This window comes from Kribbella sp. NPDC023855, assembly GCF_040639475.1.
Lineage (GTDB): Bacteria > Actinomycetota > Actinomycetes > Propionibacteriales > Kribbellaceae > Kribbella.
Genome location: NZ_JBFAAA010000003.1, coordinates 552,395 through 571,281, shown reverse-complemented (window position 1 = coordinate 571,281; position 18,887 = coordinate 552,395). Strand labels below are relative to the sequence as shown.

18 protein-coding genes are annotated in these 18,887 nt (G+C 68.4%); 10 read left to right on the top strand and 8 right to left on the bottom strand.

Going from position 1 to position 18,887, the window contains the following annotated elements; all coding sequences use genetic code 11:
- The first annotated feature begins 4 nt into the window (after window positions 1–4).
- The 3 genes from hemB (at window position 5) to AB0F51_RS13535 (ending at window position 3,686) form a co-directional block, all read left to right on the top strand.
- A complete protein-coding gene (gene hemB, locus AB0F51_RS13545) occupies window positions 5–982 on the top strand; it encodes a porphobilinogen synthase (protein ID WP_360278785.1) in 978 nt (325 codons plus the stop codon).
- Between the two features lie 213 nt (window positions 983–1,195).
- The gene (locus AB0F51_RS13540; RefSeq protein WP_360278782.1) at window positions 1,196–1,660 is read left to right on the top strand and encodes an EVE domain-containing protein; all 465 of its coding nucleotides are present in this window, start codon (window positions 1,196–1,198) and stop codon (window positions 1,658–1,660) included.
- A 490-nt stretch (window positions 1,661–2,150) separates the two neighbouring features.
- Window positions 2,151–3,686: a DUF222 domain-containing protein gene (locus AB0F51_RS13535; protein WP_360278779.1), complete on the top strand. Its 1,536-nt coding sequence runs from the start codon at window positions 2,151–2,153 to the stop codon at window positions 3,684–3,686.
- 407 nt (window positions 3,687–4,093) lie between these two features.
- Here AB0F51_RS13535 and AB0F51_RS13530 read toward each other — a convergent pair whose 3' ends face one another.
- Window positions 4,094–5,092: a CPBP family intramembrane glutamic endopeptidase gene (locus AB0F51_RS13530; protein WP_360278776.1), complete on the bottom strand. Its 999-nt coding sequence runs from the start codon at window positions 5,090–5,092 to the stop codon at window positions 4,094–4,096.
- 116 nt (window positions 5,093–5,208) lie between these two features.
- Here AB0F51_RS13530 and AB0F51_RS13525 point away from each other — a divergent pair, with 116 nt between their 5' ends.
- Together AB0F51_RS13525 and AB0F51_RS13520 are read left to right on the top strand one after the other, a co-directional pair.
- Complete coding sequence (locus AB0F51_RS13525) at window positions 5,209–7,239, top strand: histidine kinase (protein ID WP_360278774.1); 2,031 nt, start codon at window positions 5,209–5,211, stop codon at window positions 7,237–7,239.
- On the top strand, window positions 7,239–7,895 hold the full coding sequence (locus tag AB0F51_RS13520) for a response regulator transcription factor (protein WP_360278772.1): 657 nt from the start codon (window positions 7,239–7,241) through the stop codon (window positions 7,893–7,895). Before AB0F51_RS13525 ends, AB0F51_RS13520 begins: the two co-directional genes overlap by 1 nt.
- A gap of 10 nt (window positions 7,896–7,905) precedes the next feature.
- Here AB0F51_RS13520 and AB0F51_RS13515 read toward each other — a convergent pair whose 3' ends face one another.
- The 4 genes from AB0F51_RS13515 to AB0F51_RS13500 all read right to left on the bottom strand — a co-directional run bounded on the left by AB0F51_RS13515 (window position 7,906) and on the right by AB0F51_RS13500 (window position 10,558).
- Window positions 7,906–9,162 carry an MFS transporter gene (locus AB0F51_RS13515; RefSeq protein ID WP_360278769.1) on the bottom strand — a complete coding sequence of 419 codons (1,257 nt, stop codon included), beginning with the start codon at window positions 9,160–9,162 and terminating at the stop codon, window positions 7,906–7,908.
- Window positions 9,163–9,452: 290 nt separating this feature from the next.
- Complete coding sequence (locus AB0F51_RS13510) at window positions 9,453–9,977, bottom strand: dihydrofolate reductase family protein (RefSeq protein ID WP_360278767.1); 525 nt, start codon at window positions 9,975–9,977, stop codon at window positions 9,453–9,455.
- A gap of 49 nt (window positions 9,978–10,026) precedes the next feature.
- Window positions 10,027–10,407: a hypothetical protein gene (locus AB0F51_RS13505; protein WP_360278764.1), complete on the bottom strand. Its 381-nt coding sequence runs from the start codon at window positions 10,405–10,407 to the stop codon at window positions 10,027–10,029.
- Window positions 10,394–10,558, bottom strand: a complete 165-nt coding sequence (locus AB0F51_RS13500) for an NAD-dependent epimerase/dehydratase family protein (RefSeq protein ID WP_360278761.1) — start codon at window positions 10,556–10,558, stop codon at window positions 10,394–10,396. Before AB0F51_RS13500 ends, AB0F51_RS13505 begins: the two co-directional genes overlap by 14 nt.
- Window positions 10,559–10,744: 186 nt before the next feature.
- Between AB0F51_RS13500 and AB0F51_RS13495 the strand changes: the two genes are divergently transcribed.
- From AB0F51_RS13495 to AB0F51_RS13485, 3 genes are read left to right on the top strand one after another with little or no spacing between them, the layout of a single operon-like run.
- Window positions 10,745–11,272 carry a metal transporter gene (locus AB0F51_RS13495; RefSeq protein WP_360278758.1) on the top strand — a complete coding sequence of 176 codons (528 nt, stop codon included), beginning with the start codon at window positions 10,745–10,747 and terminating at the stop codon, window positions 11,270–11,272.
- A gap of 10 nt (window positions 11,273–11,282) precedes the next feature.
- A complete protein-coding gene (locus AB0F51_RS13490) occupies window positions 11,283–12,413 on the top strand; it encodes a histidine kinase (RefSeq protein WP_360278756.1) in 1,131 nt (376 codons plus the stop codon).
- A complete protein-coding gene (locus AB0F51_RS13485) occupies window positions 12,410–13,096 on the top strand; it encodes a response regulator transcription factor (RefSeq protein WP_360278753.1) in 687 nt (228 codons plus the stop codon). The genes AB0F51_RS13490 and AB0F51_RS13485 overlap by 4 nt, the downstream gene beginning before the upstream one ends.
- On the opposite strand, the gene AB0F51_RS13480 is transcribed toward AB0F51_RS13485, so the two are convergent.
- From AB0F51_RS13480 to AB0F51_RS13470, 3 genes are all read right to left on the bottom strand, one after another.
- Window positions 13,053–14,078: an ABC transporter permease subunit gene (locus AB0F51_RS13480; protein ID WP_360278751.1), complete on the bottom strand. Its 1,026-nt coding sequence runs from the start codon at window positions 14,076–14,078 to the stop codon at window positions 13,053–13,055. The genes AB0F51_RS13485 and AB0F51_RS13480 overlap by 44 nt on opposite strands.
- Entirely contained in the window at window positions 14,075–14,974 is a 900-nt protein-coding gene (locus AB0F51_RS13475) for an ABC transporter ATP-binding protein (protein ID WP_360278749.1), read from the bottom strand. Before AB0F51_RS13475 ends, AB0F51_RS13480 begins: the two co-directional genes overlap by 4 nt.
- Window positions 14,975–15,074: 100 nt before the next feature.
- Window positions 15,075–16,832 (bottom strand): hypothetical protein, encoded by a 1,758-nt coding sequence (locus tag AB0F51_RS13470; protein WP_360278746.1) that lies wholly within the window; start codon window positions 16,830–16,832, stop codon window positions 15,075–15,077.
- 213 nt (window positions 16,833–17,045) lie between these two features.
- Between AB0F51_RS13470 and AB0F51_RS13465 the strand changes: the two genes are divergently transcribed.
- Window positions 17,046–18,008 (top strand): sugar ABC transporter permease, encoded by a 963-nt coding sequence (locus AB0F51_RS13465; RefSeq protein WP_360278743.1) that lies wholly within the window; start codon window positions 17,046–17,048, stop codon window positions 18,006–18,008.
- Window positions 17,998–18,882, top strand: coding sequence for a carbohydrate ABC transporter permease (locus AB0F51_RS13460; protein ID WP_360278740.1), 885 nt, complete (start codon window positions 17,998–18,000; stop codon window positions 18,880–18,882). Before AB0F51_RS13465 ends, AB0F51_RS13460 begins: the two co-directional genes overlap by 11 nt.
- Window positions 18,883–18,887: the final 5 nt, after the last annotated feature.

The window sequence follows — 18,887 nt, the reverse complement described above, 5'->3', positions numbered from 1 at the left end:
TCCGATGTCTGGTTTCCCGGGTGTGAGGCCGCGGCGGCTCCGGTCGTCCGCGGCGATGCGCAAGCTGGTCGCCGAGACCACGCTGGAGCCTCGTCAGCTGATCCTGCCGATGTTCATCCGGGAAGGCGCGCGAGAGCCGATCGCGATCAGCTCGATGCCGGGCGTCTACCAGCACACCCGCGACACGGCCCGCAAGGCTGTCGCCGAGGCTGCTCAACTGGGGCTCGGCGGCGTGATGCTGTTCGGGGTACCGGAGAAGAAGGACCCTGAGGGCTCCGGTGCTCTCGATCCGGACGGCATCCTCAACGTGGCGATCCGGGACGCGGTGTCCGAGGTGGGTGACGACCTGCTGGTCATGTCGGACCTCTGCCTGGACGAGTTCACCTCGCACGGGCACTGCGGCGTACTGGACTCTGCCGGCCGGGTCGACAACGACGCGACACTGGCCATCTACGCGGAGATGGGTATCGCCCAGGCCACCGCGGGCGCTCACGTGGTCGGTCCGTCGGGGATGATGGACGGCCAGGTCGGAGCCGTCCGTACGGCGCTGGACGGCGCCGGCTTCCAGGAGACGGTGATCCTCGCGTACGCCGTGAAGTACGCGTCGGCCTTCTTCGGCCCCTTCCGGGAAGCCGTCGGCTCGTCGTTGACCGGCGACCGCAAGACCTACCAGCAGGACCCGGCGAACGCCCGCGACGCGATCCGCGAGGTCGACCTGGACATCGCCGAAGGCGCCGACATCGTGATGGTGAAGCCCGCCCTGGCCTACCTCGACATCATCCGCCAGGTCCGCGACCACGTGAACGTCCCGGTCGCGGCGTACAACATCTCCGGCGAGTACGCGATGGTCGAAGCCGCAGCCGCCAACGGCTGGATCGACCGCGACCGCGCAATCCTCGAAACCCTGACCTCAATCCGCCGAGCCGGCGCCGACACCATCCTGACCTACTGGGCCGCAGAAGCAGTCCAGCTGCTCAGGTAGTACTCACCCACGCCCCTCCAGGCTCGCTCCTCCGTCGCTCCCTTCCGCGGCTCCCGCCCACGCCCGCGCGCTCCTACGTCGCTGGGTGCCCCCTGGGGCTGTCGCTCTGCAGGCACTCCGGCCAGCGCATCCCCCTGACTACTGGTAGGAAATACCCAAGCCGGGTTTCGTTCCTCGAGGAACGGCCCACCAGCTTGGGGAGGTGGATCTGCCATGGCCAGCCAACGTGTGACTCAAGAAAACTTCGGCAGCTGGATCATGAAGTGCAATCCGGCGGTCTCCAATCTGCCGGAGTTGATCGAGCACGGTGTCAGTAGCTGGTGCGTCCAGAAGACCTACCGCACAAGGCTTTTCGAGCCCGGCCAACCAGTCCTCCTCTGGGTCAGCGGCTCCGCGCGAGCCACACCAGCCCCAGGCATCTGGGCCACCGGCCACGTCACCGGCCCCGCCGACTGGCGCCCTTCATCTTCCGGGGAGCCGCCGAAGTACGTCGTACCGCTAACCCTCGACTTCCTCCCGCAGCCGATCCCCAGAGCACTCCTCGTCACCCACCCAGCCCTGACCGACCTCGAAGTCCTCCGCCAACCCCAAATGAGCAACCCAAGCTTCGCCACCCGGTCTCAGTACGCCGCCCTGCAACACTTCCTGAGAACCGCGCAAACCCCACGCGCTCAGTAGGCAGCAAGAAGCCGGGGAGGGAAGACCTGCGCTCCTGCTCCCAACTGCGCCGGGCGAAGCGACTCGTAGAGACGTACCCGACGATCAGTCCGTCTTCCTGCTGCCATCCGAGGTCCAGCTTGGCAGGAAAGCAGTTGACCCTGGCGAAACTGTTGCCGCCGACAACCACTCCGCCAAGCAGGCGCACCCAGCCGCGTTCGCTCAGCAAGCTGTCGGAGTCCAGCACGATCGCGCCAGGCGCGGACCTGTCACCCACCTGAAGCTGCACGATCGGGCCTGTCCGCTTCCTGTGTCACCCGCTGACCCCTGCACATCGACCGCGCTGCCAGAGCTGACTCCGTCAGAGGCAAGGCCGCTCTACACCTGTGTTCATCCACAGGCATAGGCTCCCTGTGCACAACTTGTCCGATTCCGGCCAATCTGGATTCCCCTTAAAAACAAGGCGATCCGAGCCCAGAAACTGTCGGAGGCGGTCTCTAGAGTTTGCTGCATGGAGACCACGCAGCTACTCCCACCGTCGAGGCTCGGCGACAGCGCCCTGCTGTCCACCCTCGACGCGGTAGACGCTGCTCTCTCCACCCTGAACACCTATCACCTCCAGCTCCTCGCCGACCTCGACCAACGCGGCCTCGCCACCGAACACGGCGCCCGCGACACCATCGAATTCCTCTCGCTTCGTCATCACCGCAACCGCCGCGCGATCCGCCGAGACCTCAAGACCGCCAAGGCTCTGCCGAAGTACAGCGCCGTCAGCGCCGCCCTGCCCGACCCCGTGGCACCAACAAACCCACAGCCCGCAGCTCACGACGCACCGACGCCGGGGTTGACCCCGGCACAGGCCGAAGCCATCATCACCACCTTGGAAAAGGCCCCGGCCACAGTGCCGGACGAGGCACTGCGGGTGGCCGAGGAACAGATGATCGAAGTCGCCCGCCTCCTCACACCCGACGACCTGCTGGCCTTCGGCCGCGAGGTGCTGGCCAGGCTGGACACCGACGGCCCCGAACCCGCCGAGAACGACGCCCACACCCGCGAAACCCTGACCCTGCGCCGGGCCGAAGGCGGCGTGAAGTTCTCCGGCTACCTCGCCGGTGAGAATGGCGAGCAGTTCCGCACCCAGATCAACCGCCTGTCCAAACCCCACCGAACCGTCGACGGCGAACTGGACCCCCGCCCGCACGACAAGCGCCAGGCGGACGCCCTCACCCAGATCCTTAACACCGCCGCCGCCACCACACCCCGCCCCCACGACGAAGCCGACACCTCCACCGGGCCAGGCGTTCCGCACATCACCATCACGATCGATTTCGAGGACCTGCGTACCGCCACCTCCCAAGCCGTGGGAGAGTTGGTCTACGGCGACAACCTGTCCGCCGCAGCCGTACGCCGCCTCGCCTGTGACGCCGCGATCCTGCCGATCGTGCTCGGCTCGGACTCCCAACCGCTGGACGTCGGCACCGAGCAGCGCTTCGTCACCCGGCCGATCCGGCGGGCGCTGTTCAAGCGCGACAAGGGCTGCGTGATCTGCAAGGCGCCACCGTGGCAGTGCCACGCCCACCACCTCATCCACTGGATCGACGGCGGCCCCACATCGATCACCAACCTCGTCCTGCTCTGCGCCGGCCACCACCGCGCCGTCCACTCCGGGCAATGGACCATCACCGTCACCGGCGGCATGGTCCAGGTCACCCGACCGACCTGGACCACCCCCGGCACCACCACCGCCGCAGACCTGGCCAACCTCACCAACCTGAGCAGGTACTCCGCCCCGCCCACACCCGCACACGTCGGCGTCGACCCGCACCACCTGAACCCCCACCACCTCCCCAAGCCCTCACCCGGGCAGGTCAGCGTCAACCCCCACCACCAACACCCCGACCGGCTCCCCACCACCAGCCTCACCAGTCGACCCGGCCCGGACCCCAAGATCCAGACCGCCACCGGAACCCTGCCCTGGCTCACCCCAGAAGCCACCACCCTCCTCGATCCCTGGGGCGACAGCGGCACCCCCTCCGCAGGCCCGTAACACCACCCCGCCCACCGGCGCCCCCGCAGCCGCCGGCGCTCCCCACAACCCCCAGCGCCTGCACACCAACCTCGGGCGCCGCTAATCAACGTCCTCACCCACCCGCGTCCTCACCCACCCGCGTCCTCACCCACCCGCGTCCTCACCCACCCGCGTCCTCACCCACCCGCGTCCTCACCCACCCGCGTCCTCACCCACTCGCGTCCTCACCCACCCGCGTCCTCACCCAGCCGATCCCACGACCCGTCCGATCCCACGCCCCACCGACCAGCCAAGCGAACCCACCAAGCCCGCAACCACGCGCCTCGCGCACGACCCGCCGCCCCCGTCACAGTCGCCCGCGCAATCCATCCGCGCCATTGTCACCCGCCGTCCGCGCAGTCCATCCGCCTTCAACCTCTCCTCCATCAGACCAAAGGACGGTTGATGCCGTCGGCAACCGTTCTTTCGGTGGGTGGGGGAGTGAAGTGGGTGGTCAGGTTGCGGCGGTTGGCCAGGTGGAGGATCAGGGCGGTGAAGGTGATGGTGAGGGTGGTGTCGAGCAGGAACATCGGCCAGGGCATGTCGGCGGCTGTTTCGTCGGAGGCTAGGCCGCCGGTATAGGCGGCTGCTGCGCCGAGGCCGAGGACGTTGGTGGTGATGTGGAGTCCGAGGGCGGCCTCGAGGCCGCCGGTGCGGATGGTCAGCCAGCCGGTGCAGAGACCGAAGATGACCAGGCTGGCGAATCCCCATGGCGTGCCCAGGCCGTGCGCCGCCGCGAACAGTACGGCCTGCGGGATCAGCACCAGAAGGGGCGAGCGGACGAAGCAACCCGTTGCCTGCAGCAACCAGCCGCGGCAGACGTACTCCTCGGCCGCGGCCTGGAACGGGACCAGGCAGACGACGACCGCGAGTCCGGTGAGGAACGTCCCCCAGCCGACCCATGCGGAGTCGTCCAGCGGGTCCATCAGGAAGGAGACGGCCAGCAGTACGGCGATGGGTGCGGCGGCGAGGGCCAGGCAGGTTCGCAACCACGACCACCGAAGGTGGCCGACGACCGAGGACAGCGTGCCCCAGCGGCGTTTCTGGACCCAGCGCGCGGTCAGGGCGAGCGCCGGGAGCGGGACAGCACTGAGGAGGAGCAGGAAGGCGGTGTCGGGGATATCGCCGAACAGCGGCCAGTCGTCGGCATCCCTGGGAACGTCGAGGAAAGCGCCGGTGATGTCCACCACCCCGAAGATCGGCACCATTGCGGCTACCGTCAGTCCGAGCAGGACGATGGTCCCGAGGAAAGGGCGCCACCAGTTGTGCCGGCCGGTGACCAGTGCAAGTCGCTCGTACGAGACCGGTTCCGCCGCCTGCGGGGCGATGACGGGTCCCACCATCTGCCCCGGTACGACAGGCACTTCCATCTGCTCGAATGTCATGCCCAGAGCATGGTCGCCGACGGCCGCCGAGGCGTCAGTCTTAAGCACGATCGCGGCCTCTATCGCTGGGTAGAGACGCCTGTGCGCCGGGTAGAGACGCTTATGCTTCGGCTCTGATGGAACACCTCCGCAACTGGCTGCTGCCTGCCGTCCTCGGGATCGGCTGGGTGGCGTTGTCGCCCACCATGGCGGCCGCGCTCGACCTGCCGATGAGCCGGCAGGAGCTCGTCGTCATCGGCATCGCATCGGTGGTGGCGGCGGTCGCGCTGGGGTTCCGTCGCCGTACGCCGCTCGCGACACTCGGCGTGGTGACCGTAGTGGCGGTCCTCGGCCAAGTCGCCACTGGGCCGGACGGGTTGGGCCTGCTGCCGACCGAACTGATCGCCCTGTACTCCGTCGCAGTGCGCTGCCCCCCGGCGGTCAGCTGGCGGGCCGCTGCCGCGCTCGTTGTCGTGATGAGCCTGACTGCCCTCGGTCTTTACGGCCCCGGACCGGACTCCGCCGCGGAGGCTGTGCTCAATCTGGTTCTGAGTCTCGTCATCCTCGGCGGCGGACAGAACCGTCGACGCCGGCTGGCCGTCCGCGCGCAGGCCGCCCAGGAGCTGCGCGACGCCGAGGAGCGCAGACGCAGCGCGGCGGCCGTCGAGCGTCGCCGGCTCGCGCGCGAACTGCATGACGTCAGCGCCCACCACCTCACGTCGATCGTCGTCAGCGGCGGCGCCGCGGAACGGCTGAGCGACCGCCGGCCTGAACTTGTCGAAGAGGCGCTGGCATACGCCGCGCGCACGGGCCGCGAGACGCTGGTGTCCCTGCGGCGTCTGGTGGCGGTGCTGGGGACAGGCCACCGCGACCAGGGCGAGCCACTCGGCGGCCGGATCGCGGAGCTGGCCGAGGCCTTCACCCGGTTGGGGCAGGAGGTACAGGTCGATGTCACGCCCGAGGTGCACGGGCCGGTCGCGGAAGCTGTGTTCGGCATCGTCCGGGAGTCGCTCACCAATACGCTGCGGCACGCGCCGGGCGCCGCAGTACGGGTGCTCGTGACGCGTGAAGGTGACCGCATCCACCTCCTGGTGGAGAACGGCCAGGCCACGGGCATCCCCTCGGCCGGCCAGGGCAGCGGGCGGGGGATTGCCGGCATGAAAGACCGCGCTGAAACCCTCGGCGGCACACTCACAGCACGTCCCGCCCCAGACGGAGGCTGGCGAGTCGAGGCCAGCCTGCCGTCGAAAGCCCTTGTTTTCAACGCAGGGGATGCCCTGTACGCCGGGGCGCCGCCGCCGGGGTTGCCGTTGTCGGCGCATCATCGGCCGGTCGGGCGGTGGCGGGATCACTGGTTGGCCGAGCTCAGCATGGTGCTCGCGGTCGCGGTCGCGGCAGTAGCCGGGGTGGCTGCGACGATCTCTGAAGAAATGCCGGAAGCAGACTCCGCGGCCGTCGGTCTTGCGTTGCTGCTGGCGCTGATTCCCGCCCTGGTGTTGCTCGGGCGCCGGAATCGTCCGTGGACGGTGCTGGCCGGAGTCACCGTCGCGGTCTGGCTCTGGCCGGTCGCGATCGGTCTTGGCCAGCTGCCTCAACAGCTGGCGCCGGCGGTTGCGGTCTGTCTCGGCGCACCGATGGCAGCGGTCTATGCGGTCGCGGCGTACGGGCGCGGGGCGTACCCGACCTGGGCCTCGGTGCCTGTCGGCGCGGGCGGGTTCGGTGTGGCGGCGGGTGTGTTGGTGTTCCTCACGCCGCAGGAGGCTGACCTGACCGGGCCGGGGTTTGCCATCTTCATCATGGTCCTCGCCGGCGTTGTTCTGGCGGGTCCGCTGACAGCTTGCTGGGCGGTTGGAGCTCTCGCACGTAAGCGAAGAAGCCGGCGGCTGGATCACGACGGCCGGGCGCTCGCCGAGCTGGTCCAGGCGGCCGAGACCGAAGTACATGGCGAGCGACAGCGCATCGCCACCGGACTGAGCGGCAGCGTGCTGACCCGCACGAGCCGGATGATCGCCCTCGCGGAGGCAGGTCAGCTCGAAAGCGTCACCACCGAGGCGAGATCCGCGCTGACCGCGATGCGTGAACTCCTCGAGACCCTCGACGACCCTGGCACCCCAGCCGCCCGCACGCCCCAACTCACGCCTCCGCAATCCGACGAGAAGAGGTTCTGATGGCCGTTCGGGTGCTGGTTGTGGATGATCAGGCGGTGGTTCGGGCCGGTTTCGCCGCGATTGTGGATGCCGAGGACGATTTGGTCGTCGTCGGGCAGGCCGGCGACGGGGCGGAGGCTGTCTCGCTGGCTGCGGCGCTGGAGCCTGACGTCGTACTGATGGACATCCGGATGCCCGGTCTGGACGGGCTTTCGGCTACTCGGTTGCTCACCGACCTCGGGGAGCGGCCGCGGGTTCTGGTGCTCACCACGTTCGATCGCAACGAGTACGTCTATGAGGCATTGCGGTCCGGGGCGTCCGGGTTTCTGCTCAAGGACGCCCGGCCCGAGGATCTCCTGACCGCGATCCGGGTCATCGCGGCCGGGGAAGGCATGCTCGCGCCCGCCGTGACCCGGCGGTTGATCCAGGCCTTCGCGAAGGGAGCACCGGCGGTCGGGACGAGCGAAGTACTGGGCAAGTTGACGCCTCGCGAGCTGGAGGTCCTGACGCTGATCGCGGCCGGGCTGACCAACGCGGAGATCGGCGCCAAACTCGGCGTCGCCGTCGGGACGGTGAAGACCCACGTCAACGCGTTGCTCACCAAGATCGGCGCGCGCGACCGCGTTCAAGCGACGATCATCGCCTACGACCACGGCCTGGTCCGCCCACGCGCCTAACCCGCGCCGTCTAGTCCGCCGCGTCCTCGGCGGCGGCGTCGGCCTTCGCGTCGTACCGGCGAAAGGTCTTGTTAGCGGTCAGCAGCATGATGCCCAGCACGCAGGCCGCGCCGCCCGCCACGATGCTGGTGACCGGGCCGAACATCCCAGCCACCCCGCCGGCCCGGACGTTGCCGAGATTGGGCCCACCCAAGCCGATGATGAAGTCGAGCGAGTTGAGCCGGCCGCGGAGTTCGTCCGGCGTCTTGGTTTGCAGGATCGTCGCGCGGAAGACGGTGGTGACGATGTCGGCGGCGCCCGCGATCGCGAGAAAGACTACGGCCAGCCAAACCGAGTGGGTGAGGCCGACCGCGCCGATGCCCGCGCCCCAGATCGCCACCGAGACGAGCATCGCGCGCCCTTGATGGCGGAGGCGTGCGAGCGGTCCGGACAGCACAGCGGCAACCAGACCACCGACGCCGATCGCGGCGAACAGGTAACCGACCGTCCGTGGCCCGCCCCCGAAATGCGTGGCAGCGAGAGCAGGGAAGAGCGCGGTCGGCATCGCCAGGACGGTGGCGTTGAGGTCGATCAGGAAGATCATCCCGATCAACTTGTGGTTCACGGCGTACCTCAGCCCCTCCACCACCGACGGCAGCCCGACGCCCGACCCACCACCCTCAGGCGGCATCGGTGGCAGCCGTCGTACGCTCACCAGCACCGCGACGAAGGTCAACGCATCCACCCCGTACGCCGCTTCCAGGCCGGCCGTCGCGATCAGTACTCCGGCCAGCACCGGCGCGGCGATGATCGCGACCTGGAAGGACAACTGGGTCAGCGCGGCCGCGGCGGGCAGCCGTTCCAGCGGCAGCACCCGGGGGATGAACGTACGCCGAGCAGGCGTGTCGACAGCCGACAACGCGGAAGCAATTGCCGTGAGCAAGTAAAGGAGCCAGACCTGACGCCAGTCCAGCAACGCCTGCAGCGCGAACACCAGCGAGACGGCCATCAGCCCGCTGCCGGTCAGCAGTACGAGCCGCCGCCGGTCGACCGCATCAGCGATCGAACCCCCGAACAACCCCAGCACCAGCGTGGGCAGCAGAGACGCCAGGCTGATCGCGCCGACGGCGACTGACGAGCCGGTCAGGTCGTACGTCTGGATCGCGACCGCGACCATGGTCATCATGCTGCCGATCGACGACAGCGACTGCCCGGCCCACAACCACCGGAACTCCACCGACTCCCGCAACGGCGTCACATCGGCGAACAAACTCCCCGGCCCAGGCACAAGGATCGATTCTGCTCGCGCCCCCGCCCCCAGGCAAACGCATTCTGTCTCCAGACGCATCGCCGTAAGCTCGGAGCAGGTCAGTGTCACCACCAGGGGAGGCGACGTGGAGCTAGCAGCGACGAGCAGGCCGCTGACTGGAAGGCGCCCGGCGAGTGGAAGACGCTGGTACGCCGCCTGGGCGGCCACCAACACAGCACTCGGCGCCCTGCTGGCCTACCGCGCCTCGCGACGGGCGGGATCGTCGGGATGAGCGCGGGTCTGCTGCTGGCTCCCGCTCTCCTGTTCTTCTAACGCCTGACGGTGTAGTCCGACTGGATGAGGCCGGCGCCGAGGGTGCGGGTGGCGTTGTGGGTGAGGGCGACGTCGGCGTCGAGCTCGCCGAACAGCGGGATGCCCTGGCCGAGCAGGACGGGGACGACGGTGATGGTCAGCTCGTTCAGCAGGCCGGCCCGGAGGAACGTCTGGATCACCCGGCCACCGTCGGCGTACACCCGTTTGGCGCCGCGGTCCTCCAGCGTCTGGACCAGCCCGTCGAGGGTTCGGTGCACGATGATCCGCTCGTCGGCGTCAGGGTCCAGCGTGGTGCTCAGCACCTCGACCTGCTTGCCCTCGTAGGGCCAGAAGCCGAAGGTGAGCACCTTCTCGTAGGTGCTGCGGCCCAGCACGACGGTGTCGATCGCCGTCATGAACTCGTCGTACCCGGTGTCGCCGGCCTGCTCGCCCCGCTCGGTCAACCAGTCGATCGACCCGTCCGGCCGCGCGATGAACCCGTCCAGACTGGTCGCAATGAAAACCGCCCCATGAAAACTCACCCTCCCTTTCTACAACGTCCCACCGACACACCCCAGCAAGGGACCAGACTCAGCGGAAGTCCCCGGCATGCTCCTCGGCCCACGCGGCGAAACTGCGCGCGGGCGACCCGGTGACCTCCTCGACCGTCGACGTGATCAACTCCGAAGGCGGACGGCCGACGTTGGCGAGCAGCGCCTCGACCAGAGCCGGCGGACGACCATCGGCCAGCAGTTGCCCCCGGGCATCCTCAACCGGCGCCGCCTCGAAGCGCAGCTCCCGTCCGAGTGCCGCACCCAGCGCCGCGACCTGCTCGGCCCGGCTCACCACCTGAGGCCCGGTGAGCACCAGCCGCTGACCCACAAACTCGTCGGACGCCAACACCCGAGCGGCAACCGATGCGACGTCCCGCTCGTGCACAACCGCGGTGGCCGGGATGTCAGTCGACCCCATCGAGCGCGTCCCGCAGACTCTCCGGCCGCGACAGGTCGCCGCCTGTCCGACGGGAGAACGCACGGACGTCAGCGGCCGGAAGTTGGCCGAGTTGATCGAGCAGCTCCCGGCCGACGTTGCCGCTGGCACCGGTCACGAGGATTCTGGTCATGCTGGGTGACAGCTTCCGTAGTACCGGCTGTATTCCCGTCAGCCCATCCTCCGCATCCCCCACAGCGGCACCCTCGAGACCACCATCCGGCTGGGCACCTAGACGAACCGAAAGCACGGTGGCCACCCCAAGCGACCGTACTTTCGGCCGGTTCGCCGGCCGCCCGGCCTTCCTAGCCTGAGCACCATGACTCGCAAGCTGTACGACCTCGGGCTCGCCATCGTGTTCGTCCTGGGCATCGCGTTCACGGCCTTCATGCTGATGACCAGCTGGGGTGGCACTTCGTGGGTGTTCTGCTCGGCCATCTCGATCGTCGTCGGCGGCCTCGCGTTGCTGCGCGAGCGGCAGAAGCTCCTGACGGCGATCGCCGGGCTGGCCGTGACGGGGATCGCCATCGCCGTGGCCGCTGCGGGCAACCTGCCCGAGGAACCAGCGCCCATCACGGCGCTCGCCCTGGCGGTGCTGGTCGGCTCGGCGATCCGAACGCTTCCGATCGGGCCGGCCGCCGGGGTGGCCGCGGCCGGTGTCGCGGTCGTCGGTGCCGCCTGGTTCGACGGTTCCGGCGCCGTGACGGTCATGGCCACGACGGCGATGATCGCCGCACTCGTCGTGGGAGCGGTACTGCGTGGTCTCGACCGCCTCCGGCCTGCCAAGGCCCCGACCCTTCAGGCCGGCCCTGCCGAACGAGGCGGTTCCCGGTCATCGACTCGGTAGCCTGAGCGTCGTGACCATTCCGGACCGATGGGTCAGGGGCCTGTCCACCGTCGGGCTCGGTGTCTCCTTCCTCGTTGCCATCGGCATCCAGTCGCTGGCGCTCGCCCAGACGTGGGGAGCGGCGTACTGGGTTCCCGGCTGTGTCGCTGCTGTCGTGGTGTGCGGCCTCGCGTTAGTGCGGCAGCGGGAACGGTTCTGGACGGCCGTCGCGGGTCTCGTCGTGGCCGCGCTGGCGGTCCTCGTGCCGCTGCTCCCCGAGAGCCGGTTGCCCGTCGGTCTAGGGCCTGCCTTGGTTCTCGGGCTGGCGGTGCTCATCGGATCCGCAGTACGAGCGCTGACACCTGTGCAGGCCGGGGTCATCGCGGGTGCCGGTCTGCTGGTCGTCGCCGGTCAGTTCGCGGCCAAGCCTGCATCGGCCGTCCCCGCGATCGCTGCCGCGGCCTGGCTTGCGGGCGTCGGGACAGGCCTGCTGCTGCGCGGACTCGACGACCGGGCAAAAACCCTCGCCGACCAGGTACGCCGGGCCGAAAGGCTCGAGCTTGCCCGCGAACTGCACGACATCGTGGCGCACCACATCACCGGAATGCTGATCCAGACGCAGGCGACCCAGATCATCGCGCGGCGCAATCCGGAGCAGGTACCGGAATCGCTGACCGAGATCGAGGCCGCCGGGGCGGAGGCCATGAGTGCGATGCGCCGCGTTCTCGGACTGCTGCGCGACACCGACGACGCAGCGCCCGCGACGCCCGGGCCGGAAGATTTGAGCGCGCTGGTCGAACGCTTCAGCAGGCAAGGCCCACCGGTCCACTTGACCATGCCCGATGACGAGAGCGACTGGCCGCCGGAGGTGACCAGTACCGTCTACCGGATCGTGCAGGAGGCGCTGACGAACGTCCTGCGGCATGCGCGGCAGGCCACCTCGCTCGACGTCACCGTCACCCGCGACCCGGAGGCGGTCACCGTCGAGGTCACGGACGACGCTCCGACGAACCAGAACCGTCCCCACCACCGCTCGGGGTACGGGCTGATCGGTATGCGCGAGCGCGTCGAAACGCTCGGCGGCCTCCTGTACGCCGGTCCGCGGCCCGGCGTAGAGGGCTGGTCGGTCCGCGCCACTTTGCCCATCGAGGAGTCCGGATGACGCTCAAGGTACTGCTCGCCGACGACCAGGCGATGATCCGCCGGGGGCTGCGGCTGATCCTGGAGGACCAGCCTGACATCACCGTCATCGGCGAGGCCGCGGACGGCGCCGAGGCGGTCGAGCTGGCCCGGCGGCTGCGGCCGGACGTGTGCCTGGTCGACATCAGGATGCCCAAGCTCGACGGCATCGAGGTCACCCGCGCGTTGGCCGGCCCGCAGGTGACCGATCCGATCCGCGTCGTCGTGGTCACCACGTTCGACCTCGACGAGTACGTGTACGGCGCGCTGCGCGGTGGCGCGGCCGGTTTCGTCCTCAAGGACGCCGGGCCCGGTCTGCTGGTCGAGGCCGTTCGCGCTGCCTGCAACGGCGAGGCGCTGGTGTCGCCGTCGATCACCCTGCGGCTGCTCAAGCATCTCAACGCGACGGCACCCCGCGGTCGCGGGATGCCGTCGCCAGAGCTGTCCGGGCGGGCGCTCGAGGTGGTGCGGGCCATCGCGCGAGGCCGTACCAACCAGGAGATCGCCGCCGAGCTGTTCATCTCACTCAGTACCGTCAAGAGTCACCTGGCGGCGATCCAGTCCAAGCTCGGGGTGCGCAACCGAACCGAGATCGCGGTCTGGGCCTGGGAGAACCACCTGGTCAGCTCGCCCGCCGACGGATCCGCCACAGACCGAACGCGATGAGCAGCCCGCTGATCGCCAGGTAGGTGCCGGTCTCCAGCCACTGCAGCGGCCAGTAGCGGCTGCGCGGGTGATAGCGCACGTCGACGTGAAGGTCGAGCTTGGCCAGGCACACCGCCGCGTCGCCGAAGGTGCCGCTCGCGCCGGTCTTGGGCGGGCTGTCGAGACACTTGCCGAACCTGGTCCCGTCGAGGTCCTTGCCGTCCGCGGTACGCATCGGGCTGGTCTCGGCGATCCACGCATCCGGCGCGCCCGGGACCTTCAGACCGTTGATGACGGCGCCACCGCCGATGCTGCCCAGGTTCTGCGCCTGGTTGATCGCCGCGGCCGTGAGCGGCAACGTGGTGGTGGCGGGTGGCAGCAGCACCGGACGGATCACGTTGGGGAAGAAGAACTGGAAGGCGATGAAGACGACGAGCGTCACCGCCATGGCGGGCAGCGTGCGTCGCAGTACGAGCCCGACGACCGTGCCGAAGGTGAAGGCCAGCGCGGCGTAGCCGATCGGGGCGAGGTTGCGGGCGCCGAACACGAAGGCCTGGAAGTCGTCCTTGACGACCTGATCGAACGGATGGGCCGCCCAGGTGAGCAGAGCGGCGCACCCACCAGTGAGAACGACGGCCGCCGAACCGACCAGCAGGAGCTTGGTGAGGAGCCAGCGTCGGCGGGTCACGCTCTGGTTCCACACCAGCCGGTGCGTGCCGTTCTCGAGTTCCCGGGCGATCATCGGCGCGCCCCAGAACGCTCCGATCACGGCCGGAACCAAGGCAAGCCCGGCCGCGAGGAACAACAACGTGTTCTGGTGGGCACTGCGAAACTGGCTGGTTGCCTGGGCACAGTCCACCACGTTGCGGCAACTGGCACGGTAGATGTCGTACCCGTCGCGGATTTCGCCGCCGTAGTACAGCAGGTACGCCGTGACGATGGCCAGCGCGCCGGCGCCGACGAGGGCCTGGATGCGGAACTGCCGCAAGCTCAGCCAGATCATCGCGCGACCTCCCAGTTCGCGGCCTCGACACCGGCCGCAGCCCGGGTCATGTAGGCGAGGACGAGTTCTTCGAGCGAAACCGGGTGCAGTGGGCCTGATGCGACGCTGGTGCGAACGATCGCGCTGCTGTGGTCGCCACTGTGTTCGACCGAGATTACCTCGACGCTCGCGGCCAACCGGTCGAAGTCACCGCGAGGTGCCACCAGCCGGTCGTGGCCGGCCAGCAGGTCACTAGTCTCACCTGCGAGCTGCACCTGCGAGTCGCACAGCACGATGATGTAGTCGCAGACCTGCTCGATGTCGCCGAGCAGGTGAGAAGACAGCACCGCGCTGGCACCGAGTTCGCGGACGAACTCCATCAGGTTCTGCAGGAAACCCTTGCGGGCAAGGGGATCTAGCGCGGCTGCGGGCTCGTCGAAGATCAGCAACTCGGGCCGCTTGGCCGCCGCGATCGTCAGCGCCAGTTGCGCTCGCTGCCCGCCGGAGAGTTGGCCCGCCTTCTGTGCAGGGTTCAGTCCCACTTGCCGGATCCGCCGCTGCGCGAGGGCAGGATCCCAGGCCGGGTTCAGCTTTTGGCCGAGGACCAGATGTTCGGCAACGGTGAACGAGCCGTAGACCGGCGTGTTCTGCGCGACAAAACCCACGCGAGCCAGATGCGCAGCGTTCGCCGCCGGTCTCGATCCCAGCACGGTCAATGAGCCGGCGCTCGGTTCGATCAGCCCACAGGCGAGATGCAGCAGCGTCGACTTGCCGGCGCCGTTCGGGCCGACCAGGCCGATGACCCGGCCGGACGGGATGGTGAGGTTGACGTCGTCGAGGGCGAGCTTGCCGCGACGGCCGTACTTCTTGGTCAGTCCCCGGGCATGGAACACCGGAGGAGAGTCTGCGTTGGGCATGCTCTCATCCTGGAATTCCACCGCGGACGCAGCACCAACCCAAAGCACGGTCACCCCCGTCGGCGGCCGTACTTTTGACCGGTACTCCGTCCGCGCCGGCTCAGGCTGTGCGGAGGCGGAGGGTGTAGCGGGCGGGGGAGCGCCCGGTGATGTAGACGCGCTGGCCGTCGGGGGTGAGGCTGCCGTTCAGGTGGGTGTAACGCTCGCCCGGGTCCATGGTCACGCGGGCCGGTCCGTTGCCGGGGCCGAACTCGATCCGGTCGGTGCCGACCGTGTAGCTGCAGGTGCCCTCGACGAGCTGGTAGTTGCCAGCGGCATCGAGTTGCTGGACGCCGCTGAACGTGCCGCCGGACCGGAAGCACAGTTCGATCGCGAACGGTACTTCGGAGTCCGCCAGCTCGATGGCCAGATCGAACCCGTTGCTCACCTCCGTCACGGTGACCGAGGTGGTGAGCGTCCGGTACTGCTTCGGCCGGTGCGGGAAGTCCATCTTGGCGTAGAAACGGCCTTCGTTGGTCAACGCGTAGTCGCCGTCGGCCCGCCGGTACCGCTTCGGCAGCGGCAGGTGGTACGGCACTTTCACCTCGTCGCCGAGCCGGAAGCTGCGCTCACCACTACGCCGCAGACCGTCGCTGCGGAAGTGCCCGGTGCTGAAGAACTGCGGTGACAACCGGACCGAGTCGAGGATCGCGGCGCCGCTGCGGAACCTGAAGAAGGTGGGGTTGGTCGACAACCCGGACGCGATGACCGGGATGTCGTGGAAGTCGGTGCCGCCGAAGATCGTCGCAGTACGGGCGCCGCGGCGGATGCGGGCCAAGTGGTGCGCGGGGAATTCCTGGACGAAGTCGGTCGGTGCCGGTACCGCGGCCGGAAGTTTCGCCGCGAGGTCGGGACGCTCGAGGACCTCGGCGAGGAAGTCGCCGAGCTCACCGGTGCCGCGGCGCTCGATGTCCTTGGCGATGGTGGCGAACCGGCCGTCCCCGTCGTGCAGCGCGAGCTCGCGGAACTGGGTCAGGTACCACCAGACCTCGCGGATCCGGTTCTGGTCCTGCCGGCGCGAGGCGACCGAGTCCACCTCGCCGTTCGGCTCCAGCAGGTACAAGGTGGCGGCCAGGTTCCGGCGGATGAAGGGCAGCAGTTCGGGCTTGCGGCGCAACCACGCGATCGTGAGCAGCGAAGGGTTCGTCACCTCCGAGGCGTACGTGGAGCTGCGTTCGCTGTAGATACCGTCGGGGGTCGCGTCGATGCCCTCGTCGAGCCAGTCGTCGATGCGGGCGGCGTACCGGCGGTCGGGGTAGAGGTGGTTGATCCGGGCGAGCGCGGCCGAGACCTCCCACCGGTGGTTCGGTGTGTGCACGCCGCCGGTGGCCAGTGCGGGCCCGGCCTTGCGGATGATGGTTTCGAGGACGGCGCGGACCGGTTCGGTCGCGACGGTGTCATCGGCCTGCAGCAGTTCCTGGATCATGCAGAGGTCCTGGAGCGCGAAGGCGCTGTCCGGCGGTGAGTGCAGGTTGCCGATGTCGTAGGTGCCGTCATCGTGCTGCAGTGTCGCGAGCCGGTCGACCAGGAACGCCAGCGGGGCGATCAGGCTGTCGTCGTGGTGGCGCGCGGACCGCGCCCAGACGTAGCCGGAAACCAGTCGGCGCGCTTTCCGGGCGGTGCCGCGCGGGCTGTCCGTCGTACTGCGATAGCTGTCCAGGACGAGCGGGATCTGCGCCTCGTTGAATTTCGTCAGCAGATTGAGGAATTCCTCGTCAACGCCGGCGTTCGCGCCGGCGGCGGCCACCGCCGACCCGGCCGGAAGGCTGCCGGCGGCCAGTGTTCCGAGGGATCCGGCCAGGAACGTCCGACGCTGCATAAGGGCCTCCACAGGCAGGGAAAGCGGTTGCCAAATGCCCAGTACTGTTCCTCCGCAGGGTGACTTTGTCAAGACTTGGCAAGTGACCGGATCTGGTCTCGGTAATTACTGGAAAAGTCTTGTCTGAAACCGGTTCCCCGACTATGTTGACCGACCTGGGCAAACGCTTTCCACCAGGTTCCCAGCCTCGAGACTTTCCGGAGGAAAGAAGGAATGAGCGCGCTGAGTGAACTTGGCACGCTCAGGCGGAAAAAACCGTCTGGGCAGCAGCCCGACCGGCCGGGCAGGCCGGTGAAGGCCGGTAAGAAGAAAGACAACCTGGCGGCGTACCTGTTCCTGACGCCTTGGCTGATCGGGCTGTTCGTGATCACCGTCGGGCCGATGATCGCCTCGCTCTACCTGGCGTTCACGGACTACAACCTGATCCAGCCGCCGGAGTGGATCGGCCTGGAGAACTTCTCCCGGATGCTGTCCGACGAGCGGCTGCACAACTCGCTGCGCGTCACCTTCACCTACGTCCTGGTCTCGGTTCCCCTGCAGCTCGCGCTGGCTCTGCTGCTGGCCGTCGTCCTGGACCGTGGTGTCCGGGGGATGGCCTTCTACCGGTCGATCTTCTACCTGCCGTCGCTGCTCGGCTCCAGCGTCGCGATCGCGATCCTGTGGAAGCAGGTGTTCGGCACCGAGGGCCTGCTCAACCAGCTCCTCGCGCAGGTCGGCATCGAAGGCAAGGGCTGGATCTCCGACCCGAGCACCGCGCTCGGCACGCTGGTCGCGCTGAACGTCTGGACCTTCGGTGCCCCGATGGTGATCTTCCTGGCCGGCCTGCGGCAGATCCCCGCCATGTACTACGAAGCCGCCGCCGTCGACGGCGCCGGTGCGTGGCGCCGGTTCCGCACCATCACGATGCCGCTGCTCACGCCGATCATCTTCTTCAACCTGGTGCTGCAGATCATCCACGCGTTCCAGTCGTTCACGCAGGCGTTCGTGGTCTCCGGCGGCACCGGCGGACCGTCCGACTCCACGATGTTCTACACGCTCTACCTCTACGACCGTGGCTTCGGCAACTTCGACATGGGCTATGCCTCGGCGATGGCGTGGTTCCTGCTCGTCATCATCGCCGTCCTCACCGCGGCGAACTTCGTCGCCTCGAAGTACTGGGTGTTCTATGACGACTGAAACGATCGGCCGCACGGTTCCGGCCACCCGCAGTACCGGGTTCGGCTGGAAGCGGATCAAGCCCGTCCTGATCCACGTCGCTCTGGCCGCGTCCGCGCTGGTGATGCTCTATCCGGTGATCTGGATGGTGGTCAGCTCGCTGCGGCCCGGCGACGAGATCTTCCGCGAACCCGGGATCCTGGTCCGCGACCTGCAGATCAGCAACTACCGGGTCGGCTGGAACGCGCTGACCGAACCGTTCACCCGGTACCTGCTGAACTCCGCGGCGGTGGTGTTCGGGGCGATCCTGGGCAACCTGGTGTCCTGCTCGATGGCGGCGTACGCGTTCGCCCGGCTGGACTTCGTCGGCAAGAAGTTCTGGTTCGCCATCATGCTGGTGACGATCATGCTGCCGATCCACGTGGTGATCGTGCCGCAGTACATCTTGTTCTCGCAGGCGGGCTGGATCAACACGTTCCTCCCGCTGGTGGTGCCCAAGCTGCTGGCCACCGACGCGTTCTTCGTCTTCCTGATGGTCCAGTTCATCCGCGGCATCCCGCGCGAGCTCGACGAGGCGGCCCGGATCGACGGCTGCAGCAAGACCGGGATCTTCCTGCGGGTGATCCTGCCGCTGATGGTGCCGGCCCTGGCCACCACCACGATCTTCACGTTCATCTGGACCTGGAACGACTTCTTCAGCCAGCTGATCTACCTGACCGATCCGAAGATGTACACCGTGCCGGTCGCGCTGCGGTCGTTCGTCGACGCCACCGCCAGTACCAGCTGGGGCTCGATGTTCGCGATGTCCGTCGTCTCCCTGGTCCCGGTCTTCCTCGCCTTCCTGCTCGGCCAGCGGTTCCTGGTCAAGGGCATCGCCACCACCGGCATCAAGTAACCCCG